Below are 15,844 nucleotides of genomic sequence, written 5' to 3' on the forward strand. Positions count from 1 at the left end.
GTGGCCGCAAAGGTTGCTCCGCAACAATTTTCGGTCAATCGGGATTGTTCGGACTGATTCCTGGAAATCATGGATATCGAACGTATATTCGAATAATGTTGAGGAATGTTCGATGACGGAGTAGGAAGTTCGGGTACCGCAGCGCAGCTGCCTGGTGCCGAATCCGACTGCGCCCTCATTGATCTCATCGCCGATCTGCATGCGCGCGAATCGATGCTCGTGGAACGGAAACTGGCTGCCATTGCCGAGTTTTGCGAGCGTCGCAGCGCTGACCACACTGATAACGGTGCTTGGTCGTCTACCGCTCACGAACTGGCTGAGGCCGAGCTCGGCGCGGCATTGACCATGGGCCGTGCCGCAGCGGGAAAGTTGATCGGTCTCGGCTTTTCTCTCAAGACTCGCCTCCATCGCACGCGTGCCGCCATGGCGCGCGGAGAACTGGATCTGTATCGAGTCGGATTGATCGACTCCGCTACGGCTAACGTCGCCGACGATTTGATCGACGAGGTGGAACGGCAACTCCTCGAAAAGGTCTCGGCGCCACCGATGCCTGGCGGTACCGGCTTGACCGGTCGCCGATTGACAGCGGCTATCGACCGGATCGTCGCCGTGGTGGATCCCGAGGGGATACGCGAACGTCGACGCCGCGCCCTGGCTGATCGGTTCGTGGGTGTGAGCGCTGCCGAGGACGGAATGGCGCGGATATTGGGGAGTATTCCGGCGGAGGAAGCACGGGCTTTCGACCGTCGGTTGCGGGAGTTGGCAATGTCGGTGTGTCGACACGATTCCCGTAAGTACGAGCAACGACGAGCTGACGCATTGGGAGTGTTGGTATCCGGGTCGACGATTCTGCGGTGCGATTGCGGCCTGGACGATTGCCCACAAGATCGAAGCGGGATTGTCGTGGTGCGTCGGCCGTTGGTTCACGTGGTCATGCTGGAATCAACGCTTCAGGGCGGTGACGCACCAGGTGCAGACGAACCCGCTCACCTCGACGGTTATGGAGTGATCAGTGCAGAGCATGCGCGTGACATCGCCGCGGCTGCGCTGATTCGGAAGGTGAAGGTACCAGCCGATGCCGCGCTCGAGTCTTCCGGTGAGGGCGAGCCAGTACCTCCACCCGTTGTTCCTTCGGCGTCGGTCTACCGCCCCGGCACTGTCCTCGACACCTGGGTGCGGGTGATCGCAGGAAGCTGCCAGTGGTTGCACTGCGATGTCGCTGCATGGAATTCAGATCTTGATCACACTGAGCCCTTTGATCATCGCAATCCCGCTCGTGGTGGAAAGACCGTGGCGTCGAATCTGAGTGCGTATTGTCGAAACCATCACCGCCTCAGACATTCCGGTCAGTGGCTGCACATCTCGAACCCGGACCGGAGTGTCATGCTGACCTCGCCGACCGGACATTGCTACCGAACCAGGCCGTCAGATCTGCTGGCGGGAATGCTCGAGCCTGTACTGCCCGAGGGTGGTCGGCGTCGGCGCACACGTCTGGAGAACAAGGCCTCTCGTGTGCGGGGTGAACGCCGGCGTCAGCGGATACGGATGCACCGGCGGATGAAGAAGGCACAGAGGAGGACCTTCGACGGCGGAGACGATCCACCGCCATTCTGAGTCGATGCGCCCCGTCGCTCAGTGTTTTCGGATGCCCACTTTGGTGGCTGGGGGTGCGTCAGGCATTGTGTGAAGGTCGGTAGACGTCGGTACATGGGAAGATGTGGAGCATCGATGGCGAGGATCGAAGAAATTCTGGAGTTGGAACGCCTCGAGCGTGACATCTTTCGAGGAATCATCGCGGAGACCACCCTGACCCGCACTTTCGGCGGCCAGGTCGCCGGCCAGGCATTGGTGTCGGCGGTACGCACGGTCGATCCGGCCTATTCAGTTCATTCGTTGCACGGATACTTCCTGCGTCCGGGCAATCCGATGGAGCCGACGGTCTTTCTGGTCGATCGTGTTCGGGACGGTCGATCGTTCGCGACCCGCTTGGTCACCGGAATTCAAGACGGGCAAGCCATTTTCACGATGTCGGCGTCCTTCCACGTCCAAGACGAAGGCATCGAGCACCAGGACGAGATGCCACCCGTTCCTGACCCCGAGACCTTGGCCATCGCCCAGGATTCGGAGGATCCCGAGACTGCGTGGCTGGCGCGTGAGTGGTCCGATTGGGACCTTCGAATGGTGCCGAAGGCCGACATCAACAAACGTCCGGGCGCTGCCGCGCAGCAGCAAGTGTGGTTCCGTTCCCGCGAGGCACTCCCGGACGACCCGGTATTTCACGTGTGCACGCTTGCCTACATGAGCGACATGACGCTGCTCGGATCTTCTCGCGGCCCCCACATGGACGTCGCCATGCAAAGCGCTTCGCTCGATCACGCCATGTGGTTCCTGCGGCCGTTCCGCGCCGACGAGTGGCTGTTGTACGACCAGACGTCGCCGTCAGCGGGCTTCGGTCGCGCCCTGACGCAGGGACGAATCTTCGACAGCCGAGGAAATATGGTTGCTGCAGTCGTCCAGGAGGGTCTGACCAGGCTGTATCGCCCGAAGTGAGGTCGGCCGACGTGAGATCAATGGCAGTGAGACCTTCACTGGCGAGACCGCACCGCAGGCCGGGCCGGATGGTCGTATCTGACCTCGAAATCGACCTCCTCGGACACTTCTGATCGGTGTTCGAGGAGTGCCTCGACGGTCCACAGATCTGCCTCCGGTGTGTGCCGCCGCATGGCAGGTTCGCTCATGTCCAGGCGGACGCTGACGTCGAACTCCAGCCCGCGCCCGAGCAACATCGGACCGGCGATCACGATGACCGCGCGCTCATGGACGGGGATACGGGTCGACCGAGCCGATCGATCGGTGGGTTCGTCCCAGAGTTTCGGCAAGAACGCCCGTTTTGTGCGGGCTGCGGTGATCACTTCACGATCGAGTGCCGGATAGTCGAACCAGATAGTGCGGTAACTCAGCGCATCCTCGTGGCCGAACTCGTATCGCAGCGAAGCCGGCCGCACGTAGTCGTGCAGTGACACAACAGCACTCGGCCTGTCGCGCGACTCGACGGCGGTGCCGACCAGATCCGCGAGCCGAGACGGCTGTGCACAATCAGGTCCGTCGATCGCTACTACCGCCACCGACGGAAACGATCCGCTCAGCGTTGCAATCTGCTCGGCCAGGGCGAGGGGACTGGACGGGATGAATGTACTCACGCCCACCATGGTGCCGTGCCCGCTCGCCGAGGCGATATTGTGAACCGTCATCGCGCCCAGTGCGGCGGTCTATGTTTTCGGAGGACTCATGGTTGGTATCGAGGAGATCCTCGCGCTCGAACACCTGGAGAAGGACATCTTCCGTGGTGCGGTCCATCCCACCGCACTTCAACGGACGTTCGGCGGGCAGGTTGCCGGGCAGTCGTTGGTTTCTGCCGTGAGCACCGTTGACGAGAGCTACCACGTGCACTCGTTGCACGGATATTTCCTGCGCCCGGGCAATCCGAAGATTCCGACGGTCTACCTGGTGGACCGCATCCGCGACGGGCGCTCGTTCTGCACCCGCCGGGTGAATGCAGTTCAGGACGGCAAGACGATCTTCACGATGTCGGCCTCGTTCCACGTCGACGACGAAGGTATCGAGCACCAGGACCGGATGCCCTCCGTTCCGGCGCCGGAGGACTTGCCGGATGCGCAGACTGTTCCGAAGTTGGCTGAATCGCAGTTCTATCAGGAATGGAAGAACTGGGACATCAGAATTGTGCCCGCTGAGCAGAGCGCGTCAGCGCCGGATCTCGCCGCGCAACAACGCGTGTGGATGCGCTACCGCGAGGCTCTGCCGGATCGTCCGCTGCTGCACATCTGCACCCTCGCGTACCTCAGTGACATGACCCTGCTCGGAACTTCGAAAGTCCCGCACCGCGGCGTGAAGACGCAGACTGCTTCGCTCGATCACGCGATGTGGTTCCTGCGTCCGTTCCGGGCCGACGAGTGGTTGCTCTACGACCAGACGTCGCCGTCGGCAGGTTTTGGTCGCGCGCTCACTCAGGGGCGTATCTACGATCGCGATGGCAACATGGTGGCAGCGGTGGTTCAGGAGGGTTTGACGCGTCTCGAACGCGAACCCGACAGCCATGAGAGCAAGAACAGCCGTGAGAACAAGACAGGAACTGTGTGATGACGCGTCCGTTGATCGGTGTACTCGCCCTCCAAGGTGATGTTCGCGAACACCTTGCCGCACTCGATGATTCGGGAGCGGATGCGGTGGGTATCCGGCGCCCGGAGGAACTCGACAAGGTCGACGGCATCGTGATCCCCGGTGGCGAATCCACCACGATGAGCCGGCTTCTGCAGGTATTCGAGCTGCTGGAACCGCTTCGTGAGCGACTCCGCGGCGGGCTGCCGGCTTACGGATCGTGTGCGGGCATGATTCTGCTCGCCAGCGAGGTACTAGACACCCGGCCGGACGCCGAGCATCTCGGCGCCATCGACATGACGGTGCGCCGCAACGCTTTCGGTCGGCAGGTCGATTCTTTCGAGTCCGACCTGGAGTTCGAGGGCATCATCGGTGATCCCATTCGCGCTGTCTTCATCCGCGCGCCGTGGGTGGAGCGAGTTGGGCCGGGCGTTGAGGTCCTTGCGCAGGTTCCCGCCGCCGCGGGGGAGGCCGCGGGCCGGATCGTCGCGGTTCGGCAGGGCTCGGTGATCGCCACTTCTTTCCATCCCGAGGTTACCGGGGACCGTCGAGTGCACGAGATGTTCGTCGATCTGGTTCGCGGATAACTGGAGTAGTCAGCCTCGGCCGAACCTACAGCTCCAGTTCGCGGGCAAGGATCGCCGCCTGGACGCGTGAGGTGAGGTGCAACTTCGACAGAACTCGCGACACGTGCGACTTCACCGTCGGAGCACCGACCCCGAGTTCACGCGACAGTTCGTCGTTGGACATACCCGTCCCCAACAGCGCGAGGACCTCGCGTTCACGGTCGGTGAGCTCGCTCAATCCCAGCGGTTCGGTGGGTTTGGGTGCGCGCTGCACGAACTCGCCGATCAGGACACGCGCCGCGCGCGGAGCGAGCACTGCATCTCCGGCCGCGACGTTGCGGATAGCGCTGGTCAGCTCGTCCGCGGTCGCAGTCTTGAGCAGGAATCCCGAAGCACCGGCGCGCAGGGCCGCGAAGACGTATTCGTCGAGGTCGAAGGTGGTCAACACCAGAACCCGGCTGCGGGTCGTCCCGATGATCTGACGCGTCGCCTCGATGCCGTCGGTGCCTGGCATCCGGACGTCCATGAGTACGACGTCGGGTTGATGCGTGCGGGTGACGGTGATCGCCGACGCTCCGTCACCGGCTTCTGCGACGACATCGATGTCGTCGTGCTGCCGCAGGATCATCGCGAGTCCCGACCGGATCGCGGCGTGGTCGTCGACCAGGGCGACGGTGATCACCGATCCGTTCCGTTCGGCGCGGGGACCGGTATCTGTGCGCATACCGTCCATTCTCCGTCGACCGGAAGTGCGTCGAGTGAACCGCCCAGCAGTTCGGCGCGGTGACGCATGTTTGCAAGTCCGTGCGTTCCCGCCCGAAAACTGGATGTGTCGCGACCGATGGGGTTTCGGATCTCGATCTGTAATGCATTGTGCTGGAGAGAGATCGACATCGAGATCGGTGCACCAGGCGCATGCTTGAGCGCATTGGTCAACGCCTCCTGGGTGATCCGGTACGCCGTGTGATCGACCACGCTCGGCAGGTCGGCAGTATCGATGTCGATCGCAACGTGCACGGCGGCGCCGGCTGCCCGAACTGCGTCCAGGACGACGGGCAACTCGGTCAGCCGCGGGGGAGAGGAACGCGGGTCCGGGGTCTCGTCGTCCCCGGCGTGGAGCAGTTCGATCATCGACCGCATCTCGGAAAGGCCCGCGAGACTGCTCGATCTGATCGCTCCGATCATCTCCCTCAATCCGTCGTCTGGTTGGCCCCGTTCACCGGAGAGAGCTGAGGTGGACAGTGCCGCCTCCGAATGGATTGCGATGGCGGAGAGGTGGCTTGCGATGACGTCGTGCAGATCGCGCGCCATGGTTGCTCGTTCGTGAGCGACTGCGGCCTCGCGGTCCAGAGTGGCGAGTGCTTCGTGGACTCTGGAACGCTCGCGTTCGGCCTCGGTCAGTTCGACTTGTCGACGGATGACCAGTGCCCACCACACCGGTGTACCGAAGAACAGAGCGGTCACCACGCCTGCCCCAGCCGCAGCGCGGACGTCCTGGGTGGACAGGTAGACGAGTGCGGTTAGCGCGGCAACCGTCACCGCGGTCAGAGAACACACCACTCGGCCCAGCCGCGCCGTCCCGTACAGAACTGCGGCGTAGGTGAGATCCGAGAGGACCAGCCACATCGGCAGAGTGGGTCCCAGGGCAGCGTCGACCGCGACGATGACGGCCCCCGCCGCCAAAGCTGTTGCCGGACGCACCCGCCGGAACGAGTCGATCGCACACAGCAGAGCCAGCATCCCGATCCGAACCCCGGCGGGAACGTCGGCGACACCTCCGACATCGGTCCACATTTGGTACAGGCCGACCAGGTAGAGGAGTACCCCGATCGCGAACAGGCCGAAGGCGATGAGCGGATCGTTCCACTTGCCGACACTCCGACTTCTGGTCACCACAGACTTATCAGAGCACATCGGGGCGCCTGACTTGTCATACCAAATGATGAGGTCGGCGTTGTTCCGATGGCTGATGTGCGGATTCGATAGAGAAGACAGGCTCGACGTATGAAAATTCGCTTCGAGTTGATGATCGGCATTCTCTTGGTCGTCGGTGGCGGCTGTCTGTGGCTGTTCGCGCGTGACGCCGAGTTCTTCTGGTTTCGCGGCGGACCACTCGGCGTGATCCTCGCGATCATCGGTGCCTTCGACATCGTGAATGCAGTCCGAACGAGGGAGACAGCGATACCCGAGCGCCGAAACGACTGACGTGGAACTCGTCCTGCTCACCACGCTGGGCGGGCTCGCCCTGCTGGACAGTACGAGCATCGGAACATTGGTCGTCCCGGTCTGGATGTTGTTGATGCCGGGACGACCGCAGGTTCGCAGGCTGCTGACATATCTGGTGGTCATCACGACGTTCTATTTTGTTGTCGGGGTGGTCGTCTGGACGACGGCACGGGTAGGCATGCCAGTCGTCGCCCCGCTACTCGACACCCCCGCCGCCCGCGTTGCGCAGTTGATTCTCGGTATCGCGTTGTTCGCGTGGAGCTTTCGATTCGATTCCGAGAAGAGACGCACATCCGGTCAGGCCGATCGAACCCATGTTTGGCGAGAGCGGGTGCTCGGCTCGGCCAGTTCCGCGAGAAGTGTTGTACTTCTGGCGATTGCTGCCGGAACCGCCGAATTGGTGACGATGTTGCCCTACTTGGCGGCGATCGCGATGATCACCGCTGCTGGGCTGCCCGCAGTCGCGTCTGCGTCGATACTTGCCGGATACTGCCTGATCATGGCCATGCCCGCAGTGCTTCTGTTGTGCGGGCGGGTCGTGGCCGGCAACCGCCTCGACAAGCCGCTGCGCCGAGTGGACTCGCTGATGTCTCGCTACGGCGACAGCGCAATGGGTTGGGTATTCGGCATTGCCGGTTTCTACCTCGCCGGCAATGCCGCTGCCGTGTTGTTCGTGAATTGACGTTGTTCGTGAATCAACCAGCCTGAACCAACGAATTGATCAGCTTCACACCGTCTTCCGGGTGATCGACGGTTACGGCGAACAGTCGTCCGCTCTCGAGAGTGACCACGATGGCCTCACCCGAGCGGAGAGTGACGGCTGTTCCGCGCGGTGTCATTCGGTAACCCCATCCGCCCCATTCGGCTGGACGTATCGCGTCGACTGATGCGGACTTCACCTTCGAGATGGGGATCTTCTTCCATCGAACGCCCCAGGAACTGATGCCGACACCGTGACGGTCGACGCGCACGGTGATCGACGCGAATGCTGTGACGGCGAGTGTGGACACACCCAGGATCACGGCAACCCACCAATCCGAGTACGCGGCAGTCGCGATCACGAGAACTACGAGGCCGGCGGTAACGATCCACGGCCAGACGCTGCGGACCTGCCCGACCCACACTGCACGTTCGGAGGCCGTCAGCGGAGTGTCGAGCGTCGGGGTCGGCAGTGCCGACTCCGGGCCGCTTCGTTGCTGGTCAGGCAGCGCGTATGCCAGAACTCCTACGAGTACCGCCGCGATCGGCGCAAGAATCCACCAGCCGATACGCGCGTCTTCCGGCGACCCGGCGTCGATCGTCAGGGCGACGCTCAGAATCCAGATCGTCGCCAGTGTCGCACTCGAGATTGAGGTGACGGCCAGAAACAGGGGCGCGTTGTCGCTCGAACGGGCCGCGACGACACAGGCGCAAACGACAGCCACCAGTGAAATCACCAGCGCGATGGCGAAAAACGTCGTCGTGGTGCTGAACCCGTCCGGGGTCGATCCGGACCAATGGCTCGCGACGGTTTCGGGCAGGCGTTCATCCCACGCGAAGCGCGCGAGAACCAGGATCAGGGTCGGGATCAACGTCAGTGAAGCTGCTGTCCAGAGTCGGATCTTGCTGGTCGTCATTGTGTGCTGGTCTCCTTGATGAGGTCGAGCATGTGCGCGGTGTCGAGTCCGAGATTTCGGGCCTGCCGCACGAACTCGCGCGCAGATTCGTTGAGAGCTGTTCTTCCCGAGTCGAACTCGGCGCGAATAACGGCGCCACGTCCGCGTCGGAGGTCGATCAGGCCTTCGTCGCGGAGTGTTGCGTACGCCCGAAGAACCGTGTGGAGATTGACGTCGATCGAGTCGGCGAGAGCGCGAGCGGACGGCAGACGGTCACCGGGACCGATCTCACCGCGGATGACCGAGCCACGAACCCCGGCCGCAATCTGCTCCGCGAGTGGAGTTGTGGAGGCGTGATCTATTCGCACCAACATGTTTGCATTCTATGCAAACAATGCGTGGTTTGACTAATTCGTGTCGGGGGATGCAGCGAGTTGTGACGTGGGACGGGTAACATCGGCAGAGCTGAAAGACGCGCATTCGGCGTGCGCAACGCAGCAGGAAAGGGGCTTGAATCGCATGAGCGGCCACTCAAAATGGGCCACCACCAAGCACAAGAAGGCTGTGATCGACGCACGTCGTGGCAAATCCTTCGCGAAGCTGATCAAGAACATCGAGGTGGCGGCACGAACCGGCGGTGGCGATCCCACGGGCAACCCCACCTTGTACGACGCCATCCAGAAGGCGAAGAAGACGTCTGTTCCCAATGACAACATCGAGCGTGCGCGCAAGCGCGGCGCCGGTGAAGAAGCGGGCGGCGCAGACTGGCAGACCATCATGTACGAGGGCTACGGACCCAACGGCGTCGCCGTTCTGATCGAGTGCCTCACCGACAACCGCAACCGCGCAGCCGGTGAAGTTCGCACCGCGATGACCCGTAACGGTGGCAACCTCGCTGACCCGGGTTCCGTCTCCTACCTGTTTGCTCGCAAGGGTGTCGTCACGCTCGAGAAGAACGGCCAGTCGGAGGACGACGTCCTGATGGCTGTGCTCGACGCCGGTGCCGAGGAAGTCACCGATCTCGGTGAAACCTTCGAAATCGTCAGTGAGCCACAGGATCTGGTTGCCGTACGGTCGGCACTTCAGGAAGCCGGCATCGACTACGACTCCGCTGAAGCCGATTTCCGCGCTTCCGTCGAGGTTCCCCTGGATGTCGACGGCGCACGCAAGATCTTCAAGCTCGTCGACGCGCTCGAAGATTCTGACGACGTGCAGAACGTCTACACCAACATCGATCTTTCCGACGAGGTTCTCGCGGCTCTCGAAGACTGATTGCTTTTCAACTCAACCCGGTCCTGACGTCCGCGTCCGGGCCGGGTTGCGTGTTGATGCGGGGGAGTAGTCCCGCGCACCGCTAAGCTATCGAACAGCTGTTCGGTATGGAGAGGTGTGACAAGTGCGCGTGCTCGGAGTGGACCCAGGCTTGACTCGCTGCGGGTTGGGAGTGGTCGACGGGAGCAACGGCAGGAAAGTGCGCCCCATTGCGGTCGACGTGGTGCGGACTCCGGCCGAGATGGACCTCGGTTCTCGGCTTCTGCGGATCTCCGATGCGGCTGAACTGTGGATCGAGCAGTACAAGCCGGAGGTCGTCGCGATCGAGCGCGTGTTCGCGCAACACAACGTCAGTACCGCGATGGGGACGGCGCAAGCAGGCGGAGTTGTCGCGCTCGCTGCCGCCAGACGCGGCATTCCGGTGTGTTTCCACACGCCCAGCGAGGTGAAGGCCGCCGTCACCGGCAGCGGTAACGCCGACAAGGCGCAGGTCACTGCGATGGTGACGCGAATCCTGAATTTGAAGACGGCGCCGAAACCTGCTGACGCTGCCGACGCTCTGGCGCTGGCGATCTGTCACTGCTGGCGAGCACCGATGATCGAGCGGATGGCCCGCGCCGAGGCGATGGCCGCTGAACAAATGCGTAAGTATCAGGCAAAATTGGCCGAGATGAAGAAGGCAGGTTCACGATGATCGCGTCGGTACGCGGCGAGGTACTCGATATTGCGCTCGATCACGCGGTCATCGAAGCGTCAGGTGTCGGCTATCGGGTCAATGCCACCCCGGTGACTCTCGGTGCGCTGCACCGGGGAAGCGAAGCGCGACTGTTCACGACGATGATCGTTCGCGAAGACTCGATGACGCTGTACGGTTTTTCCGATACCGAGTCGAAGGACTTGTTCAGCCTCTTGCAGACGGTTTCCGGAGTCGGACCGCGCCTGGCGATGGCAACTCTTGCAGTGCTCGAACCGGACGCATTGCGGCGGGCGCTCTCGGAAGGCAACCTGACGGCGTTGACGAGGGTGCCCGGTATCGGAAAACGCGGCGCTGAGCGCATGGTTGTCGAACTGCGTGACAAGGTCGACGCGGTCGCGACGACGGCCGGCGCGGCGTCCGGTGTCGTCGTCGGCAGCTCGATCCGTGATCAGATCGTCGAGGCTCTCGAAGGTCTGGGCTTCCCGATCAAGCAGGCTGAGCAGGCCACGGATTCGGTTCTGGCGGAATCGCCCGAGGCCACTACGTCGGTCGCACTGCGTTCTGCTCTGTCGCTGCTCGGTAAGACTCGATGAACTTCGACCCGATCGACGATTTCGACGACGAGTCGCAGGTCTCTGCCGAATTGGTGGCGGGAGACGGTGATGTCGAAGCGAGTTTGCGCCCCAAGAGTCTCGACGACTTCATCGGTCAACCTCGTGTTCGCGAACAACTGCAGCTCGTGCTCACCGGAGCAAAACTTCGCGGCAGCACGCCTGATCACATCCTGATGTCCGGTCCCCCCGGGCTCGGCAAGACGTCGATGGCGATGATCATCGCGGGGGAGTTGGGCTCTTCTCTGCGGTTGACGTCCGGACCGGCGCTCGAACGCGCCGGAGACCTGGCCGCGATGCTGAGCAACCTCGTCGAGGGCGACGTGTTGTTCATCGACGAAATTCACCGAATCGCTCGTCCGGCCGAGGAGATGTTGTACCTGGCGATGGAGGACTTCCGTGTCGACGTCGTCGTCGGTAAGGGGCCGGGTGCCACGTCGATTCCTCTGGAGGTTGCACCGTTCACGCTGGTCGGTGCGACTACGCGGTCGGGTGCGCTGACCGGTCCGTTGCGCGACCGCTTCGGGTTCACCGCTCACATGGATTTCTACGAACCCGAAGAGCTGCAACAGATTCTGATGCGTTCGGCCGGAATTCTGGGCGTCGATCTCGAAGTTGACGCCGGCGCCGAAATCGCACGACGCTCGCGGGGGACACCGCGTATCGCGAACCGATTGCTGCGCCGGGTTCGCGACTTCGCCGAGGTGCGCGCCGACGGAATCGTCACCATGGACGTCGCTCAGGCGGCCTTGGCCGTCTACGACGTGGACCAGTTGGGCTTGGACCGTCTCGACCGTTCGGTACTGAGTGCTTTGGTGCGTTCGTTCGGCGGCGGGCCCGTCGGCGTGTCGACGCTTGCGGTGGCCGTCGGCGAGGAACCGTCGACGGTGGAAGAAGTGTGCGAGCCGTTCCTGGTCCGGGCCGGGATGATCGCCCGGACGCCGCGAGGACGTGTGGCTACCGCCGCTGCCTGGACTCAACTCGGAATGACACCGCCGCCGGATGCCGCAACGGGCGGTATCGAGGTTCGTGTCAACGAACCGCAGGCCACGTTGTTCGATCCGAACGGCGAGTGAATTTCGACTGGAAAGGCCTACTTGAACGGCCGATCTGTCAGGAATCCTCAGCAACTAATGGCACACTGGTGTATTGCGTAGGTCCATCCGGGACCATCGCGGCGTAAAACGTGCAACACAACCGAGGTTGATCAACACATGTCGAGTTTGCTTTTCCCCCTCTTGATCCTCGCACTGCTGGTGCCCATGTTCCTGGGCATGCGCAAGCAGAAGAAGGCCTTGGCCGCGACTTCCGAGATGCAGGACTCGCTGCAGGTCGGCGATCGGGTGCAGACCACGGCCGGGCTCTACGCCACGATCGCTTCCCTGGACGACGACACCGTGGACCTCGAGATCGCGGACGGTGTCATCACCACCTGGTCGCGTCTGGTCATCCGTGAGCGCGTCGTCGAGACGACCGAGACCGACGAGTACGACGACGACTCGATTTCCGAGATCGAAGAGTCTGCTGCCGACACCGAAATCCGGCTCACCAAGGAGTCCTGACTTCGTCGACCTGGTACGTGTTCTAGAGTTGTGAACTCGGACACACGTCCAGATTGTCTTGTCCGCTCTTACACCAGCAGCTCAGTTCACCCCGTTGATCAATCGTTGCAGTTCGAACGCCGCAGCTCGGGTGGTCGTCGACCACCCGAGCCGTGCACTTACTGAAGCTCTGCACCTACCGAGGAGACTTAAAGATCGTGGCACCTTCCACCGGAACGGTGCATCCGGTCCGCTACCTGGCCCTTTTCGGGGTCCTGGTAGTGGCACTGTATGCCCTGGTGTTCTTCACTGGAGACAAGTCGGCCACGCCGAAACTCGGCATCGACCTGCAGGGTGGAACGCGCGTCACGTTGACCGCTCGTACCCCGGACGGCAGCGCTCCCAGTCAGGACAGTCTCAAGCAGGCTCAGGAAATCATCGAGACCCGCGTCAACGGTCTCGGCGTTTCCGGTTCCGAGGTCGTTGTCGACGGTGACAACCTCGTCATCACCGTTCCCGGCGACGACAGTGCGCAGGCTCGCTCGCTCGGCCAGACCGCTCGTCTGTACATCCGCCCGGTGACGGGTTCGATCGACGTCGCCACCCGTGACGCGAATCGGACAGCTACGCCTGAGGCGCCGGCGGCCGAAACTCCGGCCACTGATGCACCGGCCCCCGAAGCACCCGCTGACGGGACGCAGACGCCGCAGAACCGTCCGTTCCTGGCTCAGGACCCGACTACTCCCGAGGCAACGCCCGCGCCGCAGACAACGACTCCGGCCCCCACCGGGGACGCGCCGAGCGACGGCACCGACGAAGGCGACGCAGCAGCAGCGGAAATCGCCGCAGCGCGCGCCCTCCGGCAGAGCAGCGATCCGACCGTGCAGCAGCAAGCAGTGGCGAACCTCGACTGCTCCGTCGCGGATCCACTCCGTGGAAACGACGACCCGACCCTGCCGCTGGTCGCGTGCTCGCAAGACGGACTGAACATCTATCTCCTCGGTCCTTCGATCATCGACGGCCAGGAGATTGCCGACGCGTCTTCGGTCTTCAACTCGCAGCAGTCGCGCCACGAGATCAGCCTCTCGTTCAAGACGACCGGCAGCAACACCTGGGCCGAGTTCACCTCAGCCAACATCGGCAAGCAGGCAGCGTTCACGCTCGACTCGAAGGTCGTCAGCGCTCCCACGATTCAAGGTGCAACGCCTGCGGGTAGCGCCACCTCGATCACGGGCAGTTTCACTGCTGAGAGTGCCAAAGAACTTGCCAACACACTGAAGTACGGTTCGCTTCCGCTCTCGTTCGCAGCCTCTGAGGCCGAGACGGTCTCGGCCACGCTCGGCCTGGCCTCACTGCAGGCGGCATTGATCGCCGGCGCGGTCGGTCTCGTTCTCGTTCTGCTGTACTGCCTCGTCTACTACCGCATGCTCGGCGTCCTGACGGCGTTGTCGCTGATTCTCTCCGGAGTCATGGTCTACGCGATCATGGTTCTGCTCGGCAGATACATCGGCTTCACGCTCGACTTGGCCGGCATGGCTGGTCTGATCATCGGTATCGGTATGACCGCCGACTCGTTCGTCGTGTTCTTCGAACGCATCAAGGACGAAATGCGTGAGGGCCGTAGCTTCCGCTCGGCGGTGCCACGCGGTTGGGCAAGAGCACGCCGAACAATTCTTTCCGGCAACGCGGTGAGCTTCATCGCCGCTGCAGTTCTGTACGTGCTTGCGGTCGGACAGGTGCGCGGCTTCGCCTTCACCTTGGGTCTGACGACCATTCTCGACGTGATTGTCGTGTTCCTCGTGACGTGGCCACTGGTCAGCATGGCGTCCCGTTCGGCGTTCTGGTCCAAGCCCAGCGTCAACGGTCTCGGCGCAGTGCAAGAGGTTGCCCGCGAACGTAAGGTTGCCGCCGCTGCGTCGGCTAAGGAGACACGAGCATGAGCGAGTCCAACAACTCCCCGGTGGGGTCCACCAACAGTTCCGCCGCCGAGTCCGCCGATGCGGCGGCCCGGTCGGAGATCACCGACTCAGGCGTCGATCAGGGCGCGATGCCCAAGCACAGCTGGCTCTCGCGGTTGTACACCGGAACGGGTGCGTTCGAGGTCGTCGGCAAGCGTCGCTTCTACTACGGACTGACCGGCGCTCTGGTCGCCATTGCGCTGCTGAGCATCATTCTGCGCGGCTTCACCTTCGGTATCGATTTCGAAGGCGGATCACGCATTCAGTTCCCGGCCGAGGGCGGAGTCGAGACGTCGGCGGTGGAAACCGTCTACTCCGACACACTCGGGTTCGAACCGGTCAGCGTGCAGACAGTCGGCTCGGGTGCCAGCGCAACCGTGCAGATCCGGTCGGAGACGTTGAACGCGACGCAGATCAACGATCTTCAGTCGGCTCTCTTCGACGAGTTCCAGCCCAAGGACAAGAACGGGAACCCGTCGGCGCAAGCCATCAGTTTTGCGGACGTGAGTGAAACCTGGGGCGGCCAGATCACCAAGAAGGCGCTGATCGCGCTGATTGTGTTCCTGGTGATCGTGAGTATCTACATCGCCATCCGCTTCGAGCGGGACATGGCGGTAGCTGCGATCGTTGCGTTGTTCTTCGACATCATCGTCACTGCCGGCGTCTACTCGCTCGTCGGTTTCGAGGTGACACCCGCGACGGTGATCGGTTTGCTCACCATTCTCGGCTTCTCGCTGTACGACACCGTGGTGGTGTTCGACAAGGTCGAAGAGAACACCCGCGGTGTTCTGCATCTGACGCGCCGGACGTACGGCGAGCAGGCCAACCTCGCGGTGAATCAGACCTTGATGCGATCGATCAACACGACCGTCATCAGCGTGCTCCCGGTGATCGCTCTGATGGTTGTCGCGGTCTGGATGCTCGGCGTCGGCACACTCAAGGACCTTGCGCTCGTTCAGCTCGTCGGCATCATCGTGGGTGCGTACTCCTCGATCTTCTTCGCGACGCCGCTCCTGGTGTCGATGAAGGAACGCTGGGGACCCGTTGCCGCGCACACTCGTAAGGTGCTCTCGCGCCGGGCTACGCTGGCCGAGAAGGGTACGCAGACGGTTGCCGTCGGCGCACCAGTTGCACGCCGTGCTCCGGTTGCTCCGCAGCCGGGTGCGCGGCCGACCGGAAAGCGAAACAAGAAGGGGCACTGA

Annotated in this window: 18 protein-coding genes; 13 read left to right on the forward strand and 5 right to left on the reverse strand. The window is 62.7% G+C overall.

Annotated features, from left to right (window positions below; all coding sequences use genetic code 11):
- Positions 1 to 105 precede the first annotated feature (105 nt).
- Positions 106 to 1,614 (forward strand): HNH endonuclease signature motif containing protein, encoded by a 1,509-nt coding sequence (locus RA302_RS13740; RefSeq protein ID WP_243617245.1) that lies wholly within the window; start codon positions 106 to 108, stop codon positions 1,612 to 1,614.
- A 114-nt stretch (positions 1,615 to 1,728) separates the two neighbouring features.
- Positions 1,729 to 2,550, forward strand: coding sequence for an acyl-CoA thioesterase II (locus RA302_RS13745; RefSeq protein ID WP_019748291.1), 822 nt, complete (start codon positions 1,729 to 1,731; stop codon positions 2,548 to 2,550).
- A gap of 35 nt (positions 2,551 to 2,585) precedes the next feature.
- On the opposite strand, the gene RA302_RS13750 is transcribed toward RA302_RS13745, so the two are convergent.
- Complete coding sequence (locus tag RA302_RS13750) at positions 2,586 to 3,251, reverse strand: hypothetical protein (RefSeq protein ID WP_261949404.1); 666 nt, start codon at positions 3,249 to 3,251, stop codon at positions 2,586 to 2,588.
- A gap of 37 nt (positions 3,252 to 3,288) precedes the next feature.
- Here RA302_RS13750 and tesB point away from each other — a divergent pair, with 37 nt between their 5' ends.
- Together tesB and pdxT are read left to right on the forward strand one after the other, a co-directional pair.
- Complete coding sequence (gene tesB / locus RA302_RS13755; RefSeq protein ID WP_007732935.1) at positions 3,289 to 4,158, forward strand: acyl-CoA thioesterase II; 870 nt, start codon at positions 3,289 to 3,291, stop codon at positions 4,156 to 4,158.
- Positions 4,158 to 4,763: a pyridoxal 5'-phosphate synthase glutaminase subunit PdxT gene (gene pdxT / locus RA302_RS13760; RefSeq protein WP_007732937.1), complete on the forward strand. Its 606-nt coding sequence runs from the start codon at positions 4,158 to 4,160 to the stop codon at positions 4,761 to 4,763. Before tesB ends, pdxT begins: the two co-directional genes overlap by 1 nt.
- Before the next feature lie 25 nt (positions 4,764 to 4,788).
- Here pdxT and RA302_RS13765 read toward each other — a convergent pair whose 3' ends face one another.
- The gene (locus RA302_RS13765) at positions 4,789 to 5,466 is read right to left on the reverse strand and encodes a response regulator transcription factor (protein WP_243617246.1); all 678 of its coding nucleotides are present in this window, start codon (positions 5,464 to 5,466) and stop codon (positions 4,789 to 4,791) included.
- Positions 5,421 to 6,635: a histidine kinase gene (locus RA302_RS13770; protein ID WP_230359835.1), complete on the reverse strand. Its 1,215-nt coding sequence runs from the start codon at positions 6,633 to 6,635 to the stop codon at positions 5,421 to 5,423. Before RA302_RS13770 ends, RA302_RS13765 begins: the two co-directional genes overlap by 46 nt.
- A 111-nt stretch (positions 6,636 to 6,746) precedes the next feature.
- Between RA302_RS13770 and RA302_RS13775 the strand changes: the two genes are divergently transcribed.
- Complete coding sequence (locus RA302_RS13775; protein WP_003943331.1) at positions 6,747 to 6,947, forward strand: hypothetical protein; 201 nt, start codon at positions 6,747 to 6,749, stop codon at positions 6,945 to 6,947.
- A 1-nt stretch (position 6,948) separates the two neighbouring features.
- Positions 6,949 to 7,650 carry a GAP family protein gene (locus RA302_RS13780; RefSeq protein WP_081557824.1) on the forward strand — a complete coding sequence of 234 codons (702 nt, stop codon included), beginning with the start codon at positions 6,949 to 6,951 and terminating at the stop codon, positions 7,648 to 7,650.
- A gap of 13 nt (positions 7,651 to 7,663) precedes the next feature.
- On the opposite strand, the gene RA302_RS13785 is transcribed toward RA302_RS13780, so the two are convergent.
- Positions 7,664 to 8,584, reverse strand: coding sequence for a hypothetical protein (locus RA302_RS13785; RefSeq protein WP_054826060.1), 921 nt, complete (start codon positions 8,582 to 8,584; stop codon positions 7,664 to 7,666).
- Complete coding sequence (locus tag RA302_RS13790) at positions 8,581 to 8,937, reverse strand: GntR family transcriptional regulator (RefSeq protein WP_047269313.1); 357 nt, start codon at positions 8,935 to 8,937, stop codon at positions 8,581 to 8,583. Before RA302_RS13790 ends, RA302_RS13785 begins: the two co-directional genes overlap by 4 nt.
- 145 nt (positions 8,938 to 9,082) lie before the next feature.
- On the opposite strand from RA302_RS13790, the gene RA302_RS13795 reads away from it, so the two are divergent.
- The 7 genes from RA302_RS13795 to secF all read left to right on the forward strand — a co-directional run bounded on the left by RA302_RS13795 (position 9,083) and on the right by secF (position 15,844).
- A complete protein-coding gene (locus RA302_RS13795; RefSeq protein WP_007732951.1) occupies positions 9,083 to 9,835 on the forward strand; it encodes a YebC/PmpR family DNA-binding transcriptional regulator in 753 nt (250 codons plus the stop codon).
- A 124-nt stretch (positions 9,836 to 9,959) separates the two neighbouring features.
- Positions 9,960 to 10,529, forward strand: a complete 570-nt coding sequence (ruvC, locus tag RA302_RS13800; protein WP_243617247.1) for a crossover junction endodeoxyribonuclease RuvC — start codon at positions 9,960 to 9,962, stop codon at positions 10,527 to 10,529.
- Positions 10,526 to 11,125, forward strand: a complete 600-nt coding sequence (ruvA, locus tag RA302_RS13805; protein WP_007732953.1) for a Holliday junction branch migration protein RuvA — start codon at positions 10,526 to 10,528, stop codon at positions 11,123 to 11,125. Before ruvC ends, ruvA begins: the two co-directional genes overlap by 4 nt.
- Positions 11,122 to 12,219, forward strand: a complete 1,098-nt coding sequence (gene ruvB / locus RA302_RS13810) for a Holliday junction branch migration DNA helicase RuvB (RefSeq protein ID WP_243617248.1) — start codon at positions 11,122 to 11,124, stop codon at positions 12,217 to 12,219. Before ruvA ends, ruvB begins: the two co-directional genes overlap by 4 nt.
- 138 nt (positions 12,220 to 12,357) lie before the next feature.
- On the forward strand, positions 12,358 to 12,705 hold the full coding sequence (gene yajC / locus RA302_RS13815; protein WP_003943339.1) for a preprotein translocase subunit YajC: 348 nt from the start codon (positions 12,358 to 12,360) through the stop codon (positions 12,703 to 12,705).
- A gap of 197 nt (positions 12,706 to 12,902) precedes the next feature.
- On the forward strand, positions 12,903 to 14,624 hold the full coding sequence (gene secD / locus RA302_RS13820; RefSeq protein ID WP_007732956.1) for a protein translocase subunit SecD: 1,722 nt from the start codon (positions 12,903 to 12,905) through the stop codon (positions 14,622 to 14,624).
- Positions 14,621 to 15,844, forward strand: a complete 1,224-nt coding sequence (gene secF / locus RA302_RS13825) for a protein translocase subunit SecF (RefSeq protein ID WP_007732958.1) — start codon at positions 14,621 to 14,623, stop codon at positions 15,842 to 15,844. The genes secD and secF overlap by 4 nt, the downstream gene beginning before the upstream one ends.

The sequence above is a fragment of the Rhodococcus sp. DN22 genome (assembly GCF_036669995.1).
In the GTDB taxonomy this organism is placed as follows: domain Bacteria; phylum Actinomycetota; class Actinomycetes; order Mycobacteriales; family Mycobacteriaceae; genus Rhodococcus_F; species Rhodococcus_F erythropolis.

Coding starts and splice junctions, on each gene's coding strand:
- tesB (WP_007732935.1), top strand. CDS start 3,289: ATGGTTGGTATCGAGGAGATCCTCGCGCTCGAACACCTGGAGAAGGAC.
- RA302_RS13775 (WP_003943331.1), top strand. CDS start 6,747: ATGAAAATTCGCTTCGAGTTGATGATCGGCATTCTCTTGGTCGTCGGT.
- ruvB (WP_243617248.1), top strand. CDS start 11,122: ATGAACTTCGACCCGATCGACGATTTCGACGACGAGTCGCAGGTCTCT.
- pdxT (WP_007732937.1), top strand. CDS start 4,158: ATGACGCGTCCGTTGATCGGTGTACTCGCCCTCCAAGGTGATGTTCGC.
- RA302_RS13765 (WP_243617246.1), bottom strand. CDS start 5,466: ATGCGCACAGATACCGGTCCCCGCGCCGAACGGAACGGATCGGTGATC.
- RA302_RS13795 (WP_007732951.1), top strand. CDS start 9,083: ATGAGCGGCCACTCAAAATGGGCCACCACCAAGCACAAGAAGGCTGTG.
- RA302_RS13750 (WP_261949404.1), bottom strand. CDS start 3,251: ATGACGGTTCACAATATCGCCTCGGCGAGCGGGCACGGCACCATGGTG.
- RA302_RS13790 (WP_047269313.1), bottom strand. CDS start 8,937: ATGTTGGTGCGAATAGATCACGCCTCCACAACTCCACTCGCGGAGCAG.
- ruvA (WP_007732953.1), top strand. CDS start 10,526: ATGATCGCGTCGGTACGCGGCGAGGTACTCGATATTGCGCTCGATCAC.
- RA302_RS13740 (WP_243617245.1), top strand. CDS start 106: ATGTTCGATGACGGAGTAGGAAGTTCGGGTACCGCAGCGCAGCTGCCT.
- secF (WP_007732958.1), top strand. CDS start 14,621: ATGAGCGAGTCCAACAACTCCCCGGTGGGGTCCACCAACAGTTCCGCC.
- RA302_RS13785 (WP_054826060.1), bottom strand. CDS start 8,584: ATGACGACCAGCAAGATCCGACTCTGGACAGCAGCTTCACTGACGTTG.
- RA302_RS13745 (WP_019748291.1), top strand. CDS start 1,729: ATGGCGAGGATCGAAGAAATTCTGGAGTTGGAACGCCTCGAGCGTGAC.
- yajC (WP_003943339.1), top strand. CDS start 12,358: ATGTCGAGTTTGCTTTTCCCCCTCTTGATCCTCGCACTGCTGGTGCCC.